Below are 22,338 nucleotides of genomic sequence, written 5' to 3' on the forward strand. Positions count from 1 at the left end.
GAAGGGACCTCTCCGCCATGACAGACGCATCCGAATCCGCGGCTCAGGACAAGGCCCGTAAGGAACGCGAGAAGGAAGAGCTCTACGCCCTCGATATCTCAGACGTCGAGTGGCACAGCGCACCGGGCACCGAAGAGCACGAGGAGCGGGTCGAGATCGCCTATCTCCCCGACGGTGCCGTGGCCATGCGCTCGTCCCTGGAACCGGAGACGGTGCTGCGGTACACGGAGGCGGAGTGGCGGGCGTTCGTCCTGGGTGCGCGGGACGGGGAGTTCGATCTGGAGCCTTCGGTGCGCAATGGAGGTGTCGCGGCGGCGGAGTGACGCGTGGTGTCACTCCGCCGGGCCCACGGATAAGAGGGTGGACGCCTCCCGCGCGCGTCCACCCTCTCCGCTGTTCAAGCGACTCCCCAGCTTCACTGGAAGTAGCTGGCACCCTTCAGGTCGCCGCCCCGGTAGTCACCGCCGGCCTGGCCGACCTTCTGGCCGATGTCGACGAGCGCGCGGTGGATCGCCTGGGCGTGCTTGTCCCACGCCTCCTGCTTCACGAGGTACGCCTTGTGCGCCTCGCCCTCCCAGCCCTCGGCCACCTTGGCCACGGCGCGCTTGATGTCCGCGAGGTCGGCTTCCAGCTGCTTGGCCTGGATGCCGAGTTCGGTGGCGATCGCGTCAAGTCCGCTGTATTTGACGGCGAGTTCGTTCAAGTGGACGTTTGCCATGCCCTGCCCCGTTTCTCAGTGGATGTGCAAAATCGAATGGCCGATCGGCCCACCGATTCAGTAACTGCTGATGGCCGATTGCTTGGCGCCGTACTCGACGTCAATACCGGTCATCGTCGACCGGATCTGGTCCTCGAGTCCCTCGGTGAGCTTCTCGTTGCCACTGATGCCGTCGAGGAAGTCCACCAGGATGTTGCCGATCGCCCTCATCTGCTCATTGATTTCCCTCTGCTTCCCGTCGAAAGCGTGTGCGCCGATGCCCTTCCAGTGGGTCTCCATCATGTCCAGGGTCCCCTGGAGGCGCTTGAGCTGCTTCTGGACCGAGTCGTACTTTCCCACGATCTCCTTCTTCAGAAGCGCCACTTGCTCGTTGTTCAACTTCCGGCCGTCAGACATGGCTGGACTCCCTTCGTGAAATCTCGCTGAGATGTATCGGGTCTTGTCGAACCTGCCGTACCGAGATCAGGCGCGGTGCCGAGCGCGCTTCGCCGCGAAAGCGCCGCCGCCGATCACCACAAGTGCGGCGAGGCCGCCCAAGGCCGGCCACAGCCAGTCGCTGCTGTCCTCATCCGATGACTGCTCGGCGGCGGAGGTCTCCTTGCCGTCCGAGGCCGCCTCCTTCGCGGGCTGCGACGACGCGTCGGGCTTCGAGCCGCCGCCGCCATCGGAACCGGCACCGTCCACGGCGGTTTTCTTGTTGGTGATGGGATCGACGTCCGCGGGCCCGGGCTTCCCCTCGCCCTTGACGACATTGCGAGCAGGGCGAATCAGTCCGTAACCGAGGTAGTCACTGGGCTCGTCCTTGGGCCAGTCGCGGCCGGCGGTGTCGATGAGGACGCGGAGGACCTGGTTGGCGGTCCAGTCGGGGTGCTTGGACCAGACAAGGGCGGCGGAGGCGGAGGCGATGGCAGTGGCGGCGCTGGTACCGCCGCCTCCTTCATCGCAATAGGAGCGGAAGGTCTTGTCGCACCAGCGGGGGATGTCGAGGCCGGGGGCGGCGAGATCGACATACTCTCCGAATTCGGAATACCGGGCCACCTTTCCGGAGCGGTCAGCCGCCGAGATCCCTGTGACCCCCGGATATGCAGCGGGGTAGCCGATGAAGTTCTCCTGCCGCGCATCGTTTCCTACGGAGGCGAACAGCAGTTTTCCCTTTGACGAGGCGTACTTGACTGCGGCCTTTTCGGCTTGGGACATGAAGTCACTGCCGAAGGACATGCTGATGATGTGCGCGTCGCTGTCGGCCGCGGCTCTGATGGCGTCAGGGCTGTCGCCATCCCGCTTGCCCAGCTTTTTGTCCAGGGCGGTGCGAATAGGGATGATCCCAGCATCAGGAGCGAGCCCCCTCAGCCCGCCTCCCTTACCCGAACCCGCGATGAGTTCAGCCATCGTCGTGCCGTGCCCGGAATAGTCATCGGTGGCGCCACCTTCACTATCTGTGATGTCCTTTCCGGGCAGGACACGGCCTTCCAGAGAGGGAGTCACCCTGACACCGGAGTCGACTACGGCGACTTTGATGCCCTCCCCCGTACTGACCTTCCACAGTTCATCAGCGCTCATGGCGTCCAGATACCACTGCTTCGAGTGGACATCAGCGCCCGCCGCTGCGGGAGCCATCCCAGTCCCGAGCAGGGTCAGCACGCCGACCACCGAGCATGTGGCGGCGATGCGCCGCCCGGCGCCCTTCAACGGAGACGCCCCGCGTCCGCCACGTCGACCGACCTCTGCCTTCATGCCCCGCCCGCCCTCGTCCACAACTAGTCGCTCGTCGGCCGCACATGGCGCCGCTCGCCGGACAGCCGCATCTCTTCGTCTTCGGCCACGTCGTCGGGCCGCTGCGCCCGCTCACTCTCTTGTTGGTCACGACGACTACTCGCGGGACCACGGACCAGCCCGGAACCACCAGCGCTGAAGCCGCTCTTCCGACTCGCTGCCGCAGACCTGCGCTCGCCAGGAGCTCCCACAACCCCACCAGGGGTTGGGGCCGCCCCACGCCGCACCTGCCGACTGCCCGCTGCACTCTGCGGCGCCGCTCCGGCGCCGATAACGGGGATTCGCGACGTCCTGGAGCCACCTGACCCGTACACGGGATTCGGCATGGCACGGCCTCCGATCACCCCCTGTGCCCGCTGGGCGCCCGTGGTGTCCGGTACACCCGGGCGCTGGCCGGGTCCACCGAGCGTTCGTGGCGTGCCGCCGGAGATGCTGCGACCGGCGGGCGGCTGCCCGGACGTCACCGGTCCTGTGGTGCTGCTCCGCCCCTGGGCGGTCGGATCCGTACGTGCCATCGGCACCGCGGGACCACGCCCGGGTGTCTCGTGCGCCCCCCTGGGGCCGCCCGTTCCCGGGCGGCCCAAAGCCGGCATCGGCTGCTTCGTGCCACCGGCAGGACCAGGTGCACGCCCAGTGGGGCCGTTCCCTGTCGTAGGGAAGCGGCGGCCGGCCTGCGGAGGAACAGGGGCCATATCAGTGGGCGTGGGCACCGGGCCGGGCGCTTGGGCCTGTGGGCCAGGTGCCGGATTCACCGTTTGTGGGGGCAGAGTGTGGACACTGTCGATCTCTGTGCCGACGGGGTACTCAGGGACACTGATCGCGCTGGGCGCCGAACTGCTGGGCACTGCGATACGCGATGACGTCGGGTCGCCGGAGGCCGTACCCCCGGCATCGCCCGATGCCGCAATCGCCGTGTCCGCCGGGAGGCGAGTGGCTGCTGTCTGAGCATGGCCGGCTCCCGCATCGGGCGAAGCAGTTGCGCCGGGCGCCGCTCCCGGAGCGTCGGATTGAGCCGACGGCATCCCGACGTCGGGCATCGCAGAGAACCTGGGTGGCTCCTGCTCGGCCATCCCGTTCTGCGCCACCACATAGAACGACGCCAGCCGATTCATCTGGTTGATCGCTTCTTGACGATGCTTCTCCGCCTTGACGGCGGCGGCGTACTCCTCGTTGCCGTCGACCCTCTTCGGAGCGGGGAGGTCCTCCACGGCCTTCGGATCGGCACGATGGTCGCGCGGCGGCATCGAGCTGCGTACTGATGCCAAACCGGCCGCCGCGGCAGCCATTTGCCCGCACGCGGCATCAGCGAAGTCGGAGAGCTTGTGCGTGTCCTTGACGAGGTTCTTCCCCCACTTGCGGAACGCCTGTCCGGCCTCGCCCTCCCAGTCGACCCGGTCGATGTGCTCGCCCAGCTCCTTGGCCGCCGCAGCGATCGCGTTCCGCGCCTCCTTGAGCGCCTCGCCCGCACTCTCCAGATCGGCGGGTTTCGCCTGCTCCACCAGGTCGATCATGTCGTTGAGCCGGTGCCCTTCGAAGCCCACTACGACCACCCGGCATCGGACTCGTCACTTCCGTGACCGCCTCGCTGGTCGGGCCGGCCGCTCTGTGCACGCCCGGTCGGCACCTGCTCACGGTCGACCTTGGTCTGGATGGCCCAGAAGCGCTGACGCAGATCGTCTTCGATGTTGTCGAAGCCGACGTCCGCGCCGTGCACGGCGATCCCCATGGCCTCGATCTGATCACCGAGCATCTTCGAGAGCGAGGTCAGCCTCTCGTGGACCTGGTCGTACTGCGAGTACAGTCCGTCGGCCTCGGGAAAGGGGCTGCCCGTGCCGCTGAAGGACGCCCGGGAGACCTTCTGTGCGCCGACCTTTGCCGCACTGCCTGCCGAGCCTTCGAACTCCGTGAGAATCGTGTTGATGCGGCGCCGGAACGTCTTCAACGCCTCCAGCCCGCGCTTGACATCAGCGCCTGAAGACGGCGCAGTACCCCCGTGCCCGTCCGTAGGAAGCACCAGGCCTTCCCTCCCCGTTACCCCACCCTGCCCAGCCCTCGCGTATCCGCGGCGTGACTGGGTGGTCACCTGTCACGCCCGTGTCACTCTAGTCACACGCTGTGTGCCGACCAACTGCGGCACGCGCTGGGCGGGTTGGGTATCGGCCATGTGGGTTCGGGGCGGGCCCGTCGATCTTCGGTCGAACAACGCCGTTTGCGGACACGGCAATTGCTAGGTTGCTTCGGGCGCTGCCGTCCGGGGGAAGCACATACAGCCACGGGGAAGGGACTCGCGCATGGCGTGGGACGAGTGGGAACAGCTGAAGTCGCAGGCGGCCGACCGACAGTCGACGCATATGCAGCTGAACCAAGTCGAGCCGGGTACAGGGGGCAGCACCGCACCCGACCCGGCCTCGTACGGCGACCTGCGCGTCGCCCAAGCTGATCTGGCGAAGATCGGCGATCACGCTTTCAAGCTCTACGACCGCCTGTGGAAAGAAGCCCGGGTGGCCGTCCCCAGCAGCGACAAGGCGGCGGGCGATCTCACCGGGCAGGGCTTTGCCCTGGGCGCCGGGCTCCAGCATGTGTCGACCCGCTGGGAAGAGCAGCTCAAGTCCCTCCGGGACGCGTGTGCGCACATCGCCAACCACATGCAGGTCACCAAGAAGTTGCATGCCGGTGACGAGCACTACATCCGGCGCCAGATGAGCAGTATCGACATGCTCGACGCGGGCTTCGACGAACGGATCGGCGGACCCGGGAAAGACAATCCGGTTTACGGCCCGCCGAGCAAGAAGAAGGACGACTGATGGACCTCGACGCGCTCCGCTTCGCGAACTTCAAGCTGCTCGATGAGGCAGTCAGCGACTGGTCGAGGATGGTCGACAACCTCGACGAGCTGAAGGAAGCCGCCGGCAAAGGGCTTTCGGGTGCGGCCAAGAAGGCCAACTGGGCGGGATACAACGCCACCGTCTCACGAGAGTTCATCGGCAAGACGGCCGCGGAGTTCGACGACGCCCTCACCCAGGCCAGGACCATCTGGAAGATCCTCAGGGATACGCGCGACGAGCTGCGGAAGCACAGCGAAGAGCTCGTCCGGGTGATCGCGGCCGGTTCGAAGAAGAACCTGACGGTGAAGCCGACCGGTGGCGGCGGCTTCACCGTTTCCATGAACGTCCATCCCGATCGCGCCGCGAAGGGAACTTCGGTACCGGACCACGGTCAGCGTGACGTCGATGCCCTGCGCGACGATGTCCAGAGGATCCTGGACAAGGCCACGGAGAGCGACACCTCCGCAAGCATGGTGCTGCAGGCGATCGCGGACCAGAGCACCATGGGGTTCTCGGATGCCAGTTACAGCGACAGGGACGGTGCGGTGGCGGCCGTCAAGGAAGCCGATGCGCTGTCCAAGTTGGCGAAGAAGAACCCCTCCGACCTGAGCGTCGCGGAGTTCGACCGGCTCAATGCCGGCCTCAAGAAGTACGCGGATGACGAGCTCTTCTCGGAGCGGTTCGCCACCAATCTCGGCGCGAAGGGAACGTTGGAGTTCTGGGCCGACATCAACGACCCGAGCGCGAATCCTCAGCTGAACCACGCGAGGCACGAGAAGTTCGACGACCTTCAGAAGAATCTGAGCCTGACGTTGGCCACGGCGACCCAGAGCGACTCACTCGGCATGACCGAGTGGACGAGCAAGGTGGTGGACCTCGGGAACCGTCCTGTCGGGAACAGCGGGCCCATGGGGTTCCAGGTCATGAGCAACCTCATGCGGTGGGGGAACTTCGATGACCAGTTTCTGACCGATTACGGCTCCAGGCTGATGGCAGCTGAGAAGGAACGGACAGCGAACGGTGAAGGAAGGGCGTGGCAGCGTACACCCACAGATTTCCATCTGAACCGAACGAAGAGCGACACCGGCTGGGACCCTTTGACCGGCTACCTGAAGAGCTTGTCGAACAGCCCTGACGCCGCGACGGGGTTCTTCAACGACAAATTTGTTTCGGCGGGAAGCGAGGACAACCCCTTCGGAGGCAAGGAAAAGACCAACTTCCAGTACCTGTTCGAGGAGCGAAATTGGCCGATCGATGTCAACCCTGAAGGCGAAAGGAGCTACACGGGACGCAATAACCTGGCGCTCGCCCTTGAGGCTGCCACCACTGGCCATCCGGCAGGTGAACTGCTACTACTGCAGGATCGAATGCCACACAATGCAGAACAGACCAAGCTCATGGAGAATTTGGTGTCATCTATTTCCGAGGACTCGCAGCGACTAACCGACCACCCTTACCTGGCGGACAGTGTCGGCCAGATCGCTTCGGAATACCTGCCGGACATCAATCGAGCCATAACTGACGACCACGACCGAGACACGGACAGACTGTTCCCCCTGGCCGGCTCCGAAGCGACCCTCAGCCACAGAGATGTCACACGGTTCCTGTTTATCCTCGGCCAGAGCAGCGAAGGATACGCGGCGGTAGAAGTGGGCCAGAAGTCCTACATGGCCAACCTAATGGACTATCACATGAATCCGGACTTGCCTGACGAGCTTCGCTACAACAGCAATCCCGAAAAGAGCGTCGAGCAAATCGCGCGTGGATCTGGCGAGATCTCTGGGACCCTGGCAATGGGGCGACAGGAAGCCGTAGCGGGACCTGCAGAAGCCAGCGACAAGGCGTATGGGGAGTCCGTTTCTCAGTGGAAGAATGCCGTGTCCGGAGGAATCGGCACCGGGATCGGGGTGGGCACCGCGTACATTGCCAGCCCCATCACGGGGGCAGCAGTCGGGGGTGCGGCCAGCACCGCCAGCAGCATGGTCCTGGAATCCCTGTTCAAGGATGCCGAAGGGCAAGCGAAACCGAAGGCGGGCCCCGTCATGGGGGAACGGTGGGAAAATGGATTGGAATTGAATAACAAGTACAGCGAAGAGGCCGCAGAAAATGCGCGCAGAGCGCACCATAGAAGCGACTTGGGCTACATCGGGGAGACGGCGCGAATTGGCGCAATGGGCGGGTATCAGGCAGCCGGGGGACTTGTCGAACGCATGGCAGCTGACCTCCACACAGTAATCTGACATACACTCGTACTGCCGGAAAGGAATGAAGTGCTGCCCCTGCGATTCCGTGAACCGCGGTCACGAAAACGCGCCGGCCAGGCGCTACTCATGGTTTCCCTTGTCGCTATCTCGATGTCAGCCTGCTCCGAAAAGGGGGGCGGAAGGGAATACACGCTTCCCCGTTCCTTGTGTGGAGTCGGCACCCGCCCTGCTCTGCTCGAGCCATTTCTGCCGGACGGTAAGAAGGTTTCCTCCCGTCAAGAACATCCTTCCGGTGGAACCGACCGATGCGACATCCTGGTCGACGGAAAAGTCTCCCTTCGAGTCAGCCAAGTGTGGTGGGACGAACGGGGCGGCGTCACAGACGTTGCATCCGTTCATGCGTACGTCGACTCGCCCCCGGTGGAGGTCGGCGATAAGTACCTGTACTCAGGAACCGGTGCTGTAGGGAGAGTGGATTCCTGCAGAGACCCGGAGCACCCTCGGCAAGCTTTGTTCACCGTGGTCCAGGTTTTCGTTTCCGACCGTAGTGACGCTCACGCGATGAAAAAGCTGGTTACAAACTACACTCGTGCAGTAAAGAGTTCAGAGGTGTGCACCTGAAAGGGAAGTAAGCACCCGTTCAGGCCACTGTGCGTCCACGGCGACGCGTACGCCGCCGCGCGTCCCGCAGCGCCACACCCACTCCTCCCAACCCTGCTACCAGGACAACGGCACCCACAACAACGTACGTGGCAAGCCGAGCTGTGCGTTCCTCCGACGTCTCACCCAAACGGAGCTTCGCGGGTGTCGGGGCGTCCGCGCGGGTCACGCCTTCTCGTGGCGTCGGGGACTCAAGGGGGTGCTCGTCCTCCGTCAGGGCGCGGGTCGGGTCCGCTATGCCCCAGCCAACCAAGCGGTCGTGGCCGGGTACCGAGCGTTCCGCTGTCTGTTGGATCTGGGCCGTGATCTGACGTGGAGACCAGGTGGGGTGCTTGGATTTGATGAGGGCCGCGAGGCCGGCGACGTACGGGGCCGCGAAGCTCGTGCCGCTGTCGGCGCAGTGGCCGCCGCCCGGGACCGTGGAGATCATGTCGACACCAGGGGCCGCCACGTCGACGAAGTCGCCGGACTGGGAGAAGGCGGCTCGTTCGTTGTTGCGGTCCGAGGCCGCCACCGCGAGCACGCCGTCGTAGGACGCGGGGTAGGTCTTCTTGATGTTGCCGCCCAGGCCGTCGTTGCCCGCCGAGGCGACCACCACCCGCCGCTGGCCGAGCGCCCTGTCCACTGCCCGCTTCAGCTCCGGTGCGGGCTTCGCCGCGTTGGCGGTGTCCTGGGAGATGTTGATGACGTCCGCGCCGGCGTCGACCGCGTGGTCTATGGCTTTCGCGAGTGTCGTCGCGGTGCCGTGGCCCTCCGCGTCGTTCTGCGTGATCGGGATGATCGTCGCGTCCGGTGCGAGGCCCACGAAGCCGGTGCCCTTGGCGGGGCGTGCCGCGATGATGCCCGCGACGCGCGTGCCGTGACCGACCGCGTCCGTCGTGCCGTTTGCCTTGCCGCGCTCGATCTTCTCTCCCTTGTCGTCCTTGGTGGGGAGGAAGTTGCGGCCACGGGACGCGTCCACGGCGGGCTTCAACTGCGGGTTCTTGGTGTCCACACCGGTGTCGATCACCGCTACGCGCACCCCCTTGCCCGTCGACTGGAGCCACAGTTCGTCCAGGAGCACGCGTTGCAGGGACCAGGGGCGCCCCTCGTAGGGCTTGGAGGGGAACGTGCACTGTCCGGACGACGACGGATCGGCGTCGGCCGGCGTCGGCGTCGCCACTGCGAGGGTCAGAGCAGCCGTGACTGCCCCGGCCGCCCTTCTCGTGCCGCGCGAGAACGCAACGGAACCGTTCGTCATGCAACGTCCCCTCATGCCTCAGGAGCCCTGCGGCTGTCGTGCCGCGGCCGTCGACAGACGCGGCCCGGTGGGCAGGAACTTGGACCAGGCCGCTGGGATCGGGGTCACGTCCGTGTCCCCGTACCCGAGGCGTGTCTGGGCTTGTTGTGCCTCCTGCTGTTGCTGCTTGCGCTGCTTCGCGGAGGTGCCGATGCCCGCGTCGTCGGTCGCGCTGTCGCTGTTGGACTGCATCGCGTACCGGAGGCCCGTGTCGGTGACCAGGAAGACACCGCCGGCCTTCGTCTCGGAGCCGAGGAACTGCCGGTAGAGCTGGCCTGAGCCCGGCGTGACGTACGCGCTGGACGAGCCGGTCGGAAGCGGGGCCGGGAAGTCGGTGCCTGCCCAGGTGCTGAGAGTCGTCGCGCCGTCGTCGGCGTCGACGTCGCGCAGGACGTTGCACACGGTGTTGCGGCTGCCGCGCGTGGTGGACGCTTCGTTGGCGGTCCTCGGCTTCTCACGCGGCCATCTGTACTCCGCCCCGAACTCCTTCGTCCCGGGGCTGAAGGCCGCGGCGCTCAGTTGCCGGGCCCGGCCGTTCTGTCCGAGGGTGACCAGGTCGGGGCTGCTGAGGAGGAGTTTCGCGGTGAAGTCGGAGACCGGGGCGATCCGCCCGGGGAGAACCACGTAGTGCTGGGGCCCTTCGCCGTCCGTCGCTTTGAGGATCATGCCGACCTTGTCAGCCGCGTGGTCCTGCAGGCCCGGCACCTTCGCGTCCGCACCTGGGGGGCCGTCGATCTCGGGGAAGGCGATCGCGTCTCGGGGAAGCAGAGTGTCGAGCCACTGTTTGGAGACCCGCTGCGGTTCACGCCCGGACCCCACGAGGATGCGCAGCAGGAGCCCACGCTCCTCCCTCTCCGAAATCCGGTACGCCCTGCCGTGGGCGTCGACCACGTAGCGTGTCTTGTCCGGTCCCATGACGTACAACAGCTCGCCGCCCCGCAGACGTTCACGGCCCTCGGTCCTGTTCCGGTCACGCTCCCCGAGTACGAACGCCGCTTTCTGAATGCTGCTGCCACCCTCGACCGGGCGTTCACAGACCGCCCAGCGTTTGGCGGAGCCGGCCTCCGACGCCGAGGGCAGCCGGTCGGGGGCGTACGGGATGCCGATGGTGGCGCCGTGCGGGATCGTGCCCTTGTCGAGCACGGACTCGTCGACGTTGATGACCTCGCCCTTGCCCGAGTCGAGAAGGAGCTTCGCCGACGCCATGTTGAGGACCGGGTGCAGTTGGGATTTGCCATGGGTTTTCAGGACGACGTAACGGGTCGTCGAGTCGCTCGCGATGATGACGTGTTCCTTGGGCTTGTCCCAGCCGGGTTTGGCCGCCGGCCGGAACATCCCCCACGCGCCGAAGACCGCCAGGACGATCACCGCGACGATGAGGCCGGGCACCACCGCGCGCAGGGGGCGAGGCGCTCCTTCCTCGGAGCCCGAGGGTGAGGGCTGGATGAACGCGGCCAGCGTGCGGCGCTTCGCGAAGATGTACGCGTTGAGTTCGTCCCGTCGTGATGCCATGCGTGTCTGGTTCTCCCCGTGAGCGACCTGAGTGGCTGCTGCTCCTCGTGCGGTGGCGGGTCACGCCCATGCCCGCGCTCTCCGTTGTCGGGCCGGGCCCCTACTATGCCTGTTGAGTAATCGCACGTGCGGGCTGGGTGAGGTTATTGAGGTCCAAGCACCTTGCTCAAGAAGGCGGTTCGGGAGAGTTACGGGGGTGGGGCTGGTGGCTTCGACGTCGCGCAGGCGGAGGGGAGGACGTACGGAGTCCGCCACACGGACGCCGCCCCGGGTTGGCAGCGGCTTGCCGGATACGTCAGGGGTTCCCGGCCCCGCCGCCACGCTCCACCTGCGGCCGGTCGCAGACCAGTTGGGTTCATTCCGCTTACTACGACTCGTTCTGCTGGAGCTCGCCGCCGCTCTGCTCGTCGCGGCTTGGATCATCGGTCCACTGGCTCTCGCCCTGGCATCCGTGGTCGCCGCGGTGTTGGTGCTGTTGGCCGTCGTACGTCGCCGTGGGCGCCCCGTGCATGAATGGCTGGGCACTGCACGGGCGTTGAAGTCCCGGCAACGCAGCGCCGCGGAGAGATCGGTACCGCCGGGCACCGACCCCGCCTTCGCCCCGGCGGTCGAGTGTGACCCTGCCCTCCGTACGTACGCCTACAGCGGCCGCGACCGTCGCGAGGTCGGAATGATCGGCGACGGGACGTTCGTGACCGCGATGCTGCAGGTGGAATCGGACGTGACCGCCTTGCGGGCCGACCGCGGAAGGCAGCCGCTGCCGGTGAACCTGGTGCGGGACGCGCTGGAAGTGGACGGCATCCGGCTCGAGTCCGCCCAGATCGTTCTGCACACCCAGCCCGCCCCCGCGCTGCACCTTCCGCAGCAGTCCCTGGCCGTCAGCAACTACGCACCGCTGCAGGCCCTCACGGGGGCACCCGCGGTGCGGATCACCTGGATCGCCCTCAAACTCGATCCGGAACTCTGCCCCGAGGCCGTGGCGGCGCGCGGGGGCGGTCTGACCGGTGCACAGAAGTGCGTGGTGCGTGTCGCGGACCAACTCGCGAGTCGACTCACAGGAGCGGGTTTTCACGTGACCGTCCTGAACCAGGAAGAGGTGGCATCCGCCATCGCAACCTCCGCCTGTGCCAATCCCCTGGTGACGGCTCAGGCCGGCCGGGCCGGGGTTCCGGAGCGCAGGACCGAGGAGTCCCCGCGTGCTTGGCGGTGTGACAACCGGCGCCACACCACCTATTGGGTGGCGCGCTGGCCGCAGTTGGGAGGGGCCGGGGGACCCGCGCTGCCGCAGGTCGTAGCCCTTCTCACTGCAGTTCCAGCGCTGACCACGACCTTCAGCCTCACGCTCGGACGCGGCGCACGGCAGGAGATCGCCTTGCGCGGTCATCTGCGGGTGACGGGCCGCGGGGACGCCGAACTGGTGGCCGCGCGGCGGGCTTTGGAGCAGGCTGCCCGTCAGGCCGGGACGGGTCTGGTACGGCTTGACCGCGAACAGTTGCCGGGGATGCTGGCGACGCTGCCGCTCGGGGGTGCTCGCTGATGGCTGTCTCGACTCCACCGGTCACGGGTTCTCCGGGTGACCCGGCCAGGGGATCGTTCACCGCTGCTCTGCGGGGTGGATTCGGGCTGATCGGTCCTCGACACGGCAGACACTCGCTCTCCGCGGAGCAGGTGGACGCGCTGGCACTGCCGATCGGGGACGACGGGGTCGTGATCGGCGTGGACGCACAGGGCAGCCCCGCGACGCTCGGCGTCAATCGCCCCACTCCGTACGACATCCTCTTCATCGGCGGGCTGTGGACGGCGCAGGTCATCGCGTTGCGGGCGGCCGCGACCGGGGCGCGGGTGGCGGTGGAGACCGGGCGGGGCGGGGCCTGGGAGCCGTTGGTGCGGGCGCTTGGGGTGGGGCCTAGTGGGATGGGTGTGCATGACGTGGGGCGGGTGCCGCCTCAGGGGGCTTCCGCGGGGAGTCCGGTGCTTGTTGTGCGGGACTGCGGGATGCGGCCGCCTCGGGGGCGGGTCGTGTCCGCGCCCTGGCAGTCCGTGCTGACGGTGCTGCCCTATCTGAGTCCCGTCGCGCCTCGGCTGGTGCGGCAGGCGCGGCTGGTGGGGGTGCAGCGAGTGTCGCCGGATGAAGCGGTGCAGATCGGGCGGTTGCTGGGGCTGCCGGGTGGGGACGTCGAGTCGCTGCCGACGTTGGCCGACGGGGTGACGTTGTGGTGTGCCGACCGTGACCGGCAGTACGTGATGACGCAGGCCACCGATGCCGAGACCGGATTGTTGGGTACCGCTCGGCGGATGGACTGAGTCGGCCCTGCCTCTGGTAATTCGGGGTGAGGTGTCGGCCGTTGAGGGATTTGTCCGTCACGGTTTGATGTACGTGGATCGCTCCTGGGTGGGGCGTGACGCAATGGACAGCATGGGTGGGGCGGACTGCCCTGCCGTACTGGTGGTTTTGATGATTAGGCTGGGACAGGGCGCATCGCCGGAACCCTCGAACGGGTGGTGCGCGTCCGGCAACGGGGAGAGCCAGGCGGATCGGACGACAGGAACGGTCGCCCCCCACCACGGCACGAGGGTGCTCGACCACACCAGGAGGCATTGTGAACAGCGATCGGGACGAGATCCGCGGGGGCTGGGACTCACCCGTCGATGATCAGTCCGACGCGGAGTCCGCTGCCGAGACGACGGGCGAGTTCACCATCGACTACGCGCCGCCCGCCTGGTACACGCAGAACGCTTCGGGCAGTGCGGGGGAGACGCCTTCGGCGCCGCCTGTTTCCACGCCGTCCGCCTCCGTTCCGGCCGCGCCTGCTCCGCCCGTGTCCGCCCCTGTTCCGCCTGTGTCGGCTCCGGCTGAATCCGCGTCTTCTGGTTCGGGTGCTGGGGCTTCGGATGCTTCGACTGGTTCGGATGAGTCGGGTGCTCCGGCTGGTGCGGAGGCTTCGGTTGGTTCGGGTGGTGGGGCTTCGGGTGCCTCCACGCCGCCGCCCGCCATGCCGTCCTTCTCCGCTCCCCCGCCTCCGCCGGCCCCTGTGGGCCCGCCCTCGGGGAGCGTGCCCAGTGTCGTGCCCAAGTTGCCCCTCGGTAGTGGGTTCCAGCCTGCCGAGCCGGAACCGGCCCCGGAACCGGATCCGGTCGAGGAGGTGGCGGGTGTCGAGGAGCCGAATGACAAGGGTGTGAAGCCGTCCGTCGTGCCGCCCGTGGCTTCCGGTGGCGGTGCCGCCGACTGGAGCGGGGCCGTTGCCGGGCCTGCCGCCTCGGTCCATGTGACCGGTGTCGTCCCGAAGAGTGAGGTCGATGCCCTGGCCGAGGCCAAGGGTGCTGATGGTGTCGACGACGATGATGTCGACGAGGTTGAGGCCGCGGGTTCGGATAAGGGTGCCGGTGCCAGTGCCGGTGCCGGTGCCGGTGTCGGGGCGTCTGAGGGTGCTGCTGTCTCTGAGCGTGCCGCTGTTGAGCCTGTCGCGGAGAGCCTTGGCAGTGGTGACCTCGAGAGTGGCGCCACCATGCGGTTCTCCGCTCGCGCCCTCAAGCAGGAGATCGAGGAGCGGGCTGCCGCTGCTGAGGTCGTGGCCGAGGCCGCAGAGGCTCCGCAGGGCCCGCAGGTCGAAGCTCACGTGGGTGCGGGGGGCTCCGATGGTGATGAGTCCGATGTGCAGGATGAGGGGTCGGATTCTCGCCCCAATGCGGGTGCTGACGGTGACTCCGGTCCCGTAACGGAGGATGTCGTTCCGCAGGACGCCGTGCCTGGCTCTGCCGACGATGCCGTGCAGGACGCCGTGCCTTCCGCTTGGCCTCCGCCGCCCTCGCCGCAGGACGTGCTTCCGCCGTTGCCGCCTGCCTTCCAGCCCGCGGCTCCGACGTCCGCGCCGCAGTGGCCCGCGCCCACGACGACTCCGCCGGCCCCGCAGGCCGCTCCCTCTCCCGCGCCGGCTCAGCTGCAGGCCCCGCAGCCCGCGCCGGGGGCCTGGCCCACATCCACGCCCGCCCCTGCGCCCGCGCCCACACCGGCACCTGCGCCCGCGCCCGACGCTCCGCAGGCCGGGTACGGGTTCCCGCAGGCCGCTCCGGTTGCCCCGGCCGCCCCCGAGGCTCAGGCGCCCCCGGCGCCTCCGACGGGTTACGGCTTCCCGCAGGCCGCCCCCGCGCCCGCACCGGCCCCCGCTCCTGCTCCCGAGCCGCAGGCTCCCCCGGCGCCCCAGGCCGGTCCCGGTTACGGCTTCCCGCAGCCGCCCGCGCCGCAGGGGCAGCAGCCCGTTCAGCCTGGGCAGCCCTTCCCGGGGCAGCCGTTCCCCGCCCAGCCGCAGGCGCCGGGGCAGCAGCACCTTCCCCCGCAGCAGCCGCAGCAGCCGCAGGCATTTCCGGCCCAGGCCCAGCCTCAGCCTCCGGTTCAGCCCCAGCCGCAGGCTCCCCAGCCGCCGCAGGCTCAGCAGCCTCAGGCCCCGCACCAGGAACAGCCGGTGCAGCCCGGGCAGCCGCCCGTCGACCCCCGTACCGGTGCCGCCTGGCCGCAAGCCGTGCGGCACGATCAGCGGGAGCGCACCAACCCGGGTGCCCCGCTCGGTTACACCGCCGCCGTCGAGCTGTCCTCCGACCGGCTGCTGCGCAACACCAAGACCAAGGCCAAGAGCAGTCGGCCCACGGGCGGCGGTTCGCGGTTCAAGCTGGGCGGCAAGAAGGAAGAGGCCGAGCGGCAGCGCAAGCTGGAGCTGATCCGGACGCCCGTGCTGTCCTGCTACCGGATCGCCGTCATCAGCCTCAAGGGTGGTGTCGGCAAGACGACCACGACCACCGCCCTGGGGTCCACGCTCGCCACCGAGCGGCAGGACAAGATCCTCGCGATCGACGCCAACCCCGACGCCGGTACGCTCGGCCGGCGCGTGCGGCGCGAGACCGGGGCCACGATCCGCGACCTCGTCCAGGCGATCCCGTACATCAACTCGTACATGGACATCCGGCGCTTCACCTCGCAGGCGCCGTCCGGGCTCGAGATCATCGCCAACGACGTCGACCCGGCCGTGTCGACCACGTTCAACGACGAGGACTACCGGCGCGCGATCGACGTACTGGGGAAGCAGTACCCGATCATCCTGACCGACTCCGGTACGGGCCTGCTCTACAGCGCCATGCGCGGGGTCCTTGACCTCGCCGATCAGCTGATCATCATCTCCACGCCATCCGTGGACGGCGCGAGCAGTGCCTCGACGACGCTCGACTGGCTGTCCGCGCACGGGTACGCCGATCTCGTCTCGCGGTCCCTCACCGTCATCTCCGGTGTGCGCGAGACCGGCAAGATGATCAAGGTCGACGACATCGTGTCGCACTTCGAGACGCGGTGCCGGGGCGTTGTCGTCATCCCCTTCGACGAGCACCTCGCCGCCGGCGCCGAGGTCGACCTCGACATGATGCGGCCGAAGGTGCGGGAGGCGTACTTCAATCTCTCGGCGATGGTGGCCGAGGACTTCGTGCGGGCTCAGCAGCAGCAGGGACTGTGGACGTCGGACGGGAATCCGCCGCCGCACGTGGCTCCGCCGATGCCGGGGCAGCAGGTGGCTCAGCCGCAGGGGCAGCCGTACGCGCCTCAGCAGCCGCAGCAGCAGCCGCAGCCGCCCCAACAGCCGTACGTTCCTCAGCAGCCGCAGCAGCACCAGCAGCCGTACGCACCTCAGCAGCCGCAGCCCTACCCGCCGCAGCAGCAGGGGCAGCCGCCCCAGCCGCAGCCCCAGCCCCAGGACGGGCAGGTGCCGCCCCCCGTGCAGCCGGGTGCGCCGTTCCAGCCCGGAGCGCCGTTCCAGCAGGCGCCGCCTCCGCAGCAGTAGCAGTAGAACCGCCGTCAGTTCCTCAGTGGGCCCGTACCGTTCCCCCGGTGCGGGCCCACCGGCGTTCCCGCCTCCCTTCCCCGCACCCGGCACCGGGGGCTGTGCCCACCCGTTCCGCCGTGCGGAACGCCTGCCCACAGCGGGAACAGCGGCCCAGCCCCGAGCGCACCGCCAGGCAAGTCACCCCTGCCAACAGCAGCAGGAACAGCCGGCCCCGCCCCGAACAGACCACCAGCACCTGCCCACAGCAGAAACAGCCGGCCCCACCCCACCCCAGCCCACCCCCACACCCCCGCCCGAACGGACCACCAGGTCAAGTCCCCCCTCCCCCCGTCGCCACCCCCTCACCAGCCATGCGTCAGTGGTCTTGACCAATGCGGATGAAATCCCGGTCAACTCGTTATTTCCGCAGGCCACATGGGGTTCACCCGCCGTTGACGCGTGCAGACTGGCGCTGGTAAACACACAGCAACCAGCTGACCCTTCTTGATCCACCAGCGTGTAACCAGCCATCCCTGCGCGAGCGATGACGCGAGGTCACCGACCCATGGACACACAAGATCAGCACGGCAGACCAGCAGTTCCGAAGGCAGCAGCACCGCACCGTCCCAGCGATCGCGATCGCGACCGCGACCGCAACCACCACCGTCACCGCCGCCTCACCCTCCTGCTCGCCGGTGGCGCCGCCGCGTTCACCCTGACGGCCGGTCTCGCCACGCCGCTCAACCCGGGCCCGCAGCAGGCGCACGCCGAGGACGGCGGCAAGAAGGTGCTCACCGTCGCCGTGGCGCAGAGCGTCGACTCGCTCAGTCCGTTCCTCGCCCAGCGGCTGCTCAGCACCAGCCTGCACCGGCTGACGTACGAATACCTGACGAACTACGACGCCGAGAACAACAAGGCGATCGACGGGTTCGCCACCGACTGGAAGCCGTCCGCGGACAAGCTGACCTGGACGTACACCATCCGGGACGACTCCAAGTGGTCGGACGGGAAGCCGGCGACCGCCGAGGACGCGGCCTGGACGTTCAACAAAGTGATGTCCAAGGAGGGCACCGCCACCGCGAACTCCAACTTCGTCACCAACTTCAAGAAGGTGACCGCGCCCAGCCCGACCAAGCTGGTCATCGAGCTGAAGAAGCCGCAGGCCACGATGGCCGCGCTCGACGTGCCGATCGTCCCCAAGCACGTCTGGGAGAAGGTCGACGACATCTCGAAGTTCAACAACGACAAGGACTTCCCCGTCGTCGGCAACGGCCCGTTCATCCTGACGGACTACAAGGTCGACCAGTACGTGAAGCTGAAGGCCAACAAGAATTTCTGGCGCGGGCCCGCCAAGTTCGACGAGCTGGTCTTCAAGACGTACAAGGACCAGGACGCCGCCGTCTCCGCCCTCAGGAAGGGCGAGGTGTCCTTCGTCGCCGGGCAGCCCGCGCTCACCCCGGCGCAGGCGAAGTCGCTGGAGAACGTCGAGAACATCAAGGTCAACGAAGGGCCCGGGCGGCGCTTCTTCGCCATCGCCACCAACCCCGGCGCGAAGACGAAGGACGGCGAGAAGTTCGGTGACGGGCATCCGGCGCTGCTGGACAAGAAGGTCCGGCAGGCGCTGTTCCTCTCCGTCGACCGCGATGCCCTCGTCGACAAGGTCTTCCAGGGCAACGCCGTCGCGGGCGCGGGGTACATCCCGCCCCGCTTCTCCGAGTACGCCTGGAAGCCGTCCGCCGGCCAGGAGCTGACGTACGACCCGAAGCGGGCCGCCCGGCTCCTCGACGAGGCGGGGTACAAGAAGAACAGCGACGGCAAGCGCGTCGGCAAGGACGGCAAGCCCCTCGACTTCCGCATCCTGTGCCATGCCACGGACCCCAATGACAAGGCCGTGGGCAAGTACCTGAAGGAGTGGTGGGGGGACCTCGGCATCGGGCTGAAGGTCAACTGTCTCGACGACGTGTCCGTGCCCTGGTACGCCGGTGAGTACGACCTCGCCTTCGACGGCTGGTCCGTCAACCCCGACCCGGACTTCGTGCTCGGCATCCACACCTGCGCCGCGCTGCCGGAGAAGGCGAAGGAGAGCGCCGCCACCGACAACTTCATCTGCGACAAGAAGTACGACGAGCTGTACGCCAAGCAGCTCGCCGAGTACGACCCCGCCAAGCGCGCCGAGATCGTCAAGCAGATGCAGTCGTGGCTCTACGACTCCGGGTACATGAACGTCCTCGCGTACCCGAACGCCGTCGAGGCCTACCGCACCGACCAGATCAAGTCCATCACCACCATGCCGAAGGCCGCGGGCAACATCTACGGCCAGGATGGATATTGGAGCTGGTGGTCGGCCGTCCCCGCGGATGGGAAGAGTTCCTCCAAGGACGGCAGCTCGACCGGTGTCATCATCGGTATCGCCGCTGCCGCGGTGGTGCTCGTGGGCGGCGGAGTCCTGTTCGCCCTGCGCCGCCGTTCTACCGCAGAGGACCGCGAGTAACGCATGACCGCTGACAGCAACCCCGCCCTGCTCGACACCGAGGGCCCGCTGGGCCCAGGGGCCGACGGCGACCCGGCATCGGCCGGGCCGGCGTCGGCCCGCGGGCCGCGCGCCCGCAACACCCGCGCCTACCTCCTCTATGTGGCGGGCAAGCTCGGCGGCGCGGCCGTGTCGCTGTTCGCCGTGCTCGTCACCAGCTTCTTCCTCTTCCGGCTCATCCCCGGCGACCCCGTCAAGCAGATGACCGGCGGCAAGCGCGTCTCCGCCGAGCAACTCGCCGCGATGCGCAAGGAGTTCGGCCTCGACAAGCCGGTCATGGCCCAGTTCTGGGACTACACCGGCAATGTCCTGAGCGGCGACTTCGGCACGTCGTACCAGTTCCACGCCCCCGTGATGGAGAAGATCACGGAGGCGCTGCCCGCGACGCTGCTCCTCACCGGAACGGCGTACGTCCTCTACACCCTCATCGGCATCTGGCTGGGTACGCGCACCGCCTGGCGCAACGGCAGGCTCGGCGACCGCTTCAACACCGGGCTCGCGCTGACGCTGTACTCCGTGCCGTCGTTCTGGCTCGGCCTGCTGCTGATCATCACCTTCGCGGTGGGGATCGGGCCGATTCCCGGGATGTTCCCGACCGGCGGTCTGGAGTCGGGGGGCGAGACCGGCTTCGCGTACGTCGTCGATGTCGCGCACCACATGGTGCTCCCCGTGATCACGCTGGTCGCCGTCGGGTACGCGCAGACGCTGCTCGTCATGCGGTCCTCGCTCCTCGACGAGATGGGCAGCGACTATCTGACGACCGCCCGCGCCAAGGGGCTCCGCGACGACCTCGTGCGGCGCCGGCACGCCGTCCCGAACGCGATGCTGCCGACCGTCACGCTGATGTTCGTCAACCTCGGCACGGTGGTCGCGGGCGCGATCCTCGTCGAGACCGTCTTCTCCTGGCCGGGGCTCGGCGGGCTCTTCTACGCGGCGCTGAGCGTGCCCGACCTGCCGCTGGTGCAGGGGCTGTTCTTCGTCTTCTCGGCCGCGGTGATCCTGATGAACACCCTGGCCGACGTGATCTATCCGCTGCTCGATCCCCGGGTGGGCCGATGACGACCGAATCCGCACCGACCACACCCGCCGCGCCGGTCAAGAGCGCGCGGTCGCTCGCCCGGACCCGGCGCAGGCACTCCGCGGCCCGCTTCTGGCGGGAGTACCGCACGCACAAGGCCGGGCTCTTCGGCCTCGCCGCGCTCGTCCTGATCGCCCTCGCCGCGGTCTTCGCGCCGCTGCTCGTCGGCTCCGACGCGCAGAGCGTGACCGACGCGCCGGGCGCGCCGATGGAGTCGCCGAGCGGCTCGTACCCGCTGGGCACCGACCAGTTCGGGCGCGATCTGCTGGGCCTGCTGGTGTGGGGCGCGCGCATCTCGCTGTCCGTGGGGCTGCTCGCCGCCGTGCTCTCGGTGGCCATCGGCACGCTCGTCGGGATCACCGCCGGGCACTTCAAGGGCTGGTACGCCACCGTCATCATGCGCGTCACCGACTGGTTCCTGGTGATGCCGACGCTGGTGCTCGCGATCGCCCTCGCCTCCGTGATGTCCCGCTCCATCTGGACGATCATCCTGGCGATCGGCGTGACGACCTGGCCGACCACGGCACGCCTGGTCCGCGCACAGACGCTGGCGGTCGAGTCGCGCCCGTACATCGAACGCGCCCAGGCGCTCGGCGGCGGCCACGGCCACATCATGGCCCGGCACGTGCTGCCCAACGTGATGCCGCTCGTCCTCGCGCAGACCACCCTCGTCATCTCCGGCGCCATCCTCACCGAGGCGACGCTCGCGTTCCTCGGCCTCGGCGACCCGACGAGCGTGTCGTGGGGCGGGCTGCTCCAGGACGCGCGCGAGGCGGGCGCGGTCAGCGCCGGCCACTGGTGGTACCTCGCGCCGCCCGGTCTCGCCATCGCCGTCGTCGCGCTGGCGTTCACCTTGTGCGGCCGCGCCGTGGAATCCGTGCTCAACCCCAGGCTGGGGGCCACCCGTTGAACGACGTACAGAAAACCGATGGGCACCGGCTCCTCGACGTGCGCGACCTCGAAGTGACGTACGCGAACGGCGCCGCCGCCGTCCGCGGCGTCAACCTCCACGTCGACGCGGGCCAGAAGCTCGGCGTGGCCGGCGAGTCGGGCTGCGGCAAGTCCACGCTCGCGCTCGCCCTGCTCCGGCTGCTGCCCGCGGGCACGAAGGTGTCCGGCGAGATCCTGCTCGACGGCGAGGACGTCCTCACCATGAAGTGGGGGCGGGTCCGCGCGGTGCGCTGGGCCGGTGCCTCGATCGTCTTCCAGGGCGCGATGCACTCGCTGAACGCCGTGCACCGCATCGGCGACCAGATCGCCGAGCCGATCATGCTGCACAGGAAGGCGACACAGGCGGGCGCGAAGAAGAAGGCGGGCGAGCTCCTCGAACACGTGGGGCTGCCCGCCGCGCGCGCGGACGCGTACCCGCACGAGCTGTCCGGCGGCCAGCGTCAGCGCGTGATGATCGCGATGGCGCTCGCCTGCGACCCCCGGCTGATCATCGCCGACGAGCCGACCACCGCGCTGGACGTGATGATCCAGGCTCAGATCCTGCGCCTGATCGAGCAGTTGGTGGCCGAGCAGGACCTCGGCCTGATGATGATCAGCCACGACCTGGCGGTGCTCTCCGACACCTGCGACCGGCTCGCCGTGATGTACGCGGGCCGCGTCGTCGAGGAGGGCCCCGCGACACAGGTGTACGAGAACGCGCGGCACCCCTACGGCAAGGCCCTGTCGGCCGCCTTCCCGCGCATCGGCGACACGGCGTCGCGGTTCGCCCCGCGCGGCCTGCCGGGCGACCCGCCCGACCCGTCGGCGCTGCCCACGGGCTGTACGTTCCACCCGCGGTGCGCGGTCGCGCTCGAATCCTGCGCCACGGAGGACCAGGCCCTGCGGGACGCGGGCCCGCACCACCGCGCGGCCTGCGTCCACGCGGGCGCGCCGCTCCCGGCCCAGCCCACGTCGGCGCCGGCGACGGCGGAGCGCACGTCGTGACCGCCCGCCCCCGTGACCATCGG

At 68.2% G+C, this 22,338-nt stretch carries 16 protein-coding genes; 10 read left to right on the top strand and 6 right to left on the bottom strand.

Features of this window, described 5'->3' with window-relative positions:
* The first annotated feature begins 17 nt into the window (after nucleotides 1-17).
* Nucleotides 18-323 (top strand): DUF397 domain-containing protein, encoded by a 306-nt coding sequence (locus ACH4D5_RS30190; protein WP_398308511.1) that lies wholly within the window; start codon nucleotides 18-20, stop codon nucleotides 321-323.
* 92 nt (nucleotides 324-415) lie between these two features.
* On the opposite strand, the gene ACH4D5_RS30195 is transcribed toward ACH4D5_RS30190, so the two are convergent.
* From ACH4D5_RS30195 to ACH4D5_RS30210, 4 genes are all read right to left on the bottom strand, one after another.
* Complete coding sequence (locus ACH4D5_RS30195; RefSeq protein WP_398308513.1) at nucleotides 416-718, bottom strand: WXG100 family type VII secretion target; 303 nt, start codon at nucleotides 716-718, stop codon at nucleotides 416-418.
* 57 nt (nucleotides 719-775) lie between these two features.
* Complete coding sequence (locus ACH4D5_RS30200; RefSeq protein ID WP_398308515.1) at nucleotides 776-1,114, bottom strand: WXG100 family type VII secretion target; 339 nt, start codon at nucleotides 1,112-1,114, stop codon at nucleotides 776-778.
* Between the two features lie 66 nt (nucleotides 1,115-1,180).
* A complete protein-coding gene (locus ACH4D5_RS30205; protein WP_398308517.1) occupies nucleotides 1,181-2,452 on the bottom strand; it encodes a S8 family serine peptidase in 1,272 nt (423 codons plus the stop codon).
* A gap of 1,579 nt (nucleotides 2,453-4,031) precedes the next feature.
* On the bottom strand, nucleotides 4,032-4,433 hold the full coding sequence (locus ACH4D5_RS30210; protein WP_398308519.1) for a hypothetical protein: 402 nt from the start codon (nucleotides 4,431-4,433) through the stop codon (nucleotides 4,032-4,034).
* A gap of 349 nt (nucleotides 4,434-4,782) precedes the next feature.
* Here ACH4D5_RS30210 and ACH4D5_RS30215 point away from each other — a divergent pair, with 349 nt between their 5' ends.
* Together ACH4D5_RS30215 and ACH4D5_RS30220 are read left to right on the top strand one after the other, a co-directional pair.
* Nucleotides 4,783-5,295 carry a hypothetical protein gene (locus ACH4D5_RS30215; protein ID WP_398308521.1) on the top strand — a complete coding sequence of 171 codons (513 nt, stop codon included), beginning with the start codon at nucleotides 4,783-4,785 and terminating at the stop codon, nucleotides 5,293-5,295.
* Nucleotides 5,295-7,556: a hypothetical protein gene (locus ACH4D5_RS30220; protein ID WP_398308523.1), complete on the top strand. Its 2,262-nt coding sequence runs from the start codon at nucleotides 5,295-5,297 to the stop codon at nucleotides 7,554-7,556. The genes ACH4D5_RS30215 and ACH4D5_RS30220 overlap by 1 nt, the downstream gene beginning before the upstream one ends.
* A 604-nt stretch (nucleotides 7,557-8,160) precedes the next feature.
* On the opposite strand, the gene mycP is transcribed toward ACH4D5_RS30220, so the two are convergent.
* Nucleotides 8,161-9,420 carry a type VII secretion-associated serine protease mycosin gene (mycP, locus tag ACH4D5_RS30225; protein ID WP_398308525.1) on the bottom strand — a complete coding sequence of 420 codons (1,260 nt, stop codon included), beginning with the start codon at nucleotides 9,418-9,420 and terminating at the stop codon, nucleotides 8,161-8,163.
* 18 nt (nucleotides 9,421-9,438) lie between these two features.
* Complete coding sequence (eccB, locus tag ACH4D5_RS30230; protein WP_398308527.1) at nucleotides 9,439-10,971, bottom strand: type VII secretion protein EccB; 1,533 nt, start codon at nucleotides 10,969-10,971, stop codon at nucleotides 9,439-9,441.
* Between the two features lie 205 nt (nucleotides 10,972-11,176).
* On the opposite strand from eccB, the gene eccE reads away from it, so the two are divergent.
* The 7 genes from eccE (at nucleotide 11,177) to ACH4D5_RS30265 (ending at nucleotide 22,315) form a co-directional block, all read left to right on the top strand.
* The gene (gene eccE / locus ACH4D5_RS30235; protein ID WP_398308529.1) at nucleotides 11,177-12,508 is read left to right on the top strand and encodes a type VII secretion protein EccE; all 1,332 of its coding nucleotides are present in this window, start codon (nucleotides 11,177-11,179) and stop codon (nucleotides 12,506-12,508) included.
* A complete protein-coding gene (locus tag ACH4D5_RS30240; protein WP_398308531.1) occupies nucleotides 12,508-13,275 on the top strand; it encodes a hypothetical protein in 768 nt (255 codons plus the stop codon). The genes eccE and ACH4D5_RS30240 overlap by 1 nt, the downstream gene beginning before the upstream one ends.
* A gap of 296 nt (nucleotides 13,276-13,571) precedes the next feature.
* On the top strand, nucleotides 13,572-16,790 hold the full coding sequence (locus ACH4D5_RS30245; RefSeq protein ID WP_398308532.1) for an SCO5717 family growth-regulating ATPase: 3,219 nt from the start codon (nucleotides 13,572-13,574) through the stop codon (nucleotides 16,788-16,790).
* A 547-nt stretch (nucleotides 16,791-17,337) separates the two neighbouring features.
* Complete coding sequence (locus ACH4D5_RS30250) at nucleotides 17,338-19,263, top strand: ABC transporter substrate-binding protein (RefSeq protein ID WP_398308534.1); 1,926 nt, start codon at nucleotides 17,338-17,340, stop codon at nucleotides 19,261-19,263.
* 3 nt (nucleotides 19,264-19,266) lie between these two features.
* Nucleotides 19,267-20,361: an ABC transporter permease gene (locus ACH4D5_RS30255; RefSeq protein WP_398308536.1), complete on the top strand. Its 1,095-nt coding sequence runs from the start codon at nucleotides 19,267-19,269 to the stop codon at nucleotides 20,359-20,361.
* Nucleotides 20,358-21,290 carry an ABC transporter permease gene (locus ACH4D5_RS30260; RefSeq protein ID WP_398308538.1) on the top strand — a complete coding sequence of 311 codons (933 nt, stop codon included), beginning with the start codon at nucleotides 20,358-20,360 and terminating at the stop codon, nucleotides 21,288-21,290. Before ACH4D5_RS30255 ends, ACH4D5_RS30260 begins: the two co-directional genes overlap by 4 nt.
* Nucleotides 21,287-22,315, top strand: a complete 1,029-nt coding sequence (locus ACH4D5_RS30265) for an ABC transporter ATP-binding protein (protein WP_398308539.1) — start codon at nucleotides 21,287-21,289, stop codon at nucleotides 22,313-22,315. Before ACH4D5_RS30260 ends, ACH4D5_RS30265 begins: the two co-directional genes overlap by 4 nt.
* Nucleotides 22,316-22,338 lie beyond the last annotated feature (23 nt).

This window comes from Streptomyces sp. NPDC018029 (assembly GCF_044327655.1).
In the GTDB taxonomy this organism is placed as follows: Bacteria; Actinomycetota; Actinomycetes; order Streptomycetales; family Streptomycetaceae; genus Streptomyces.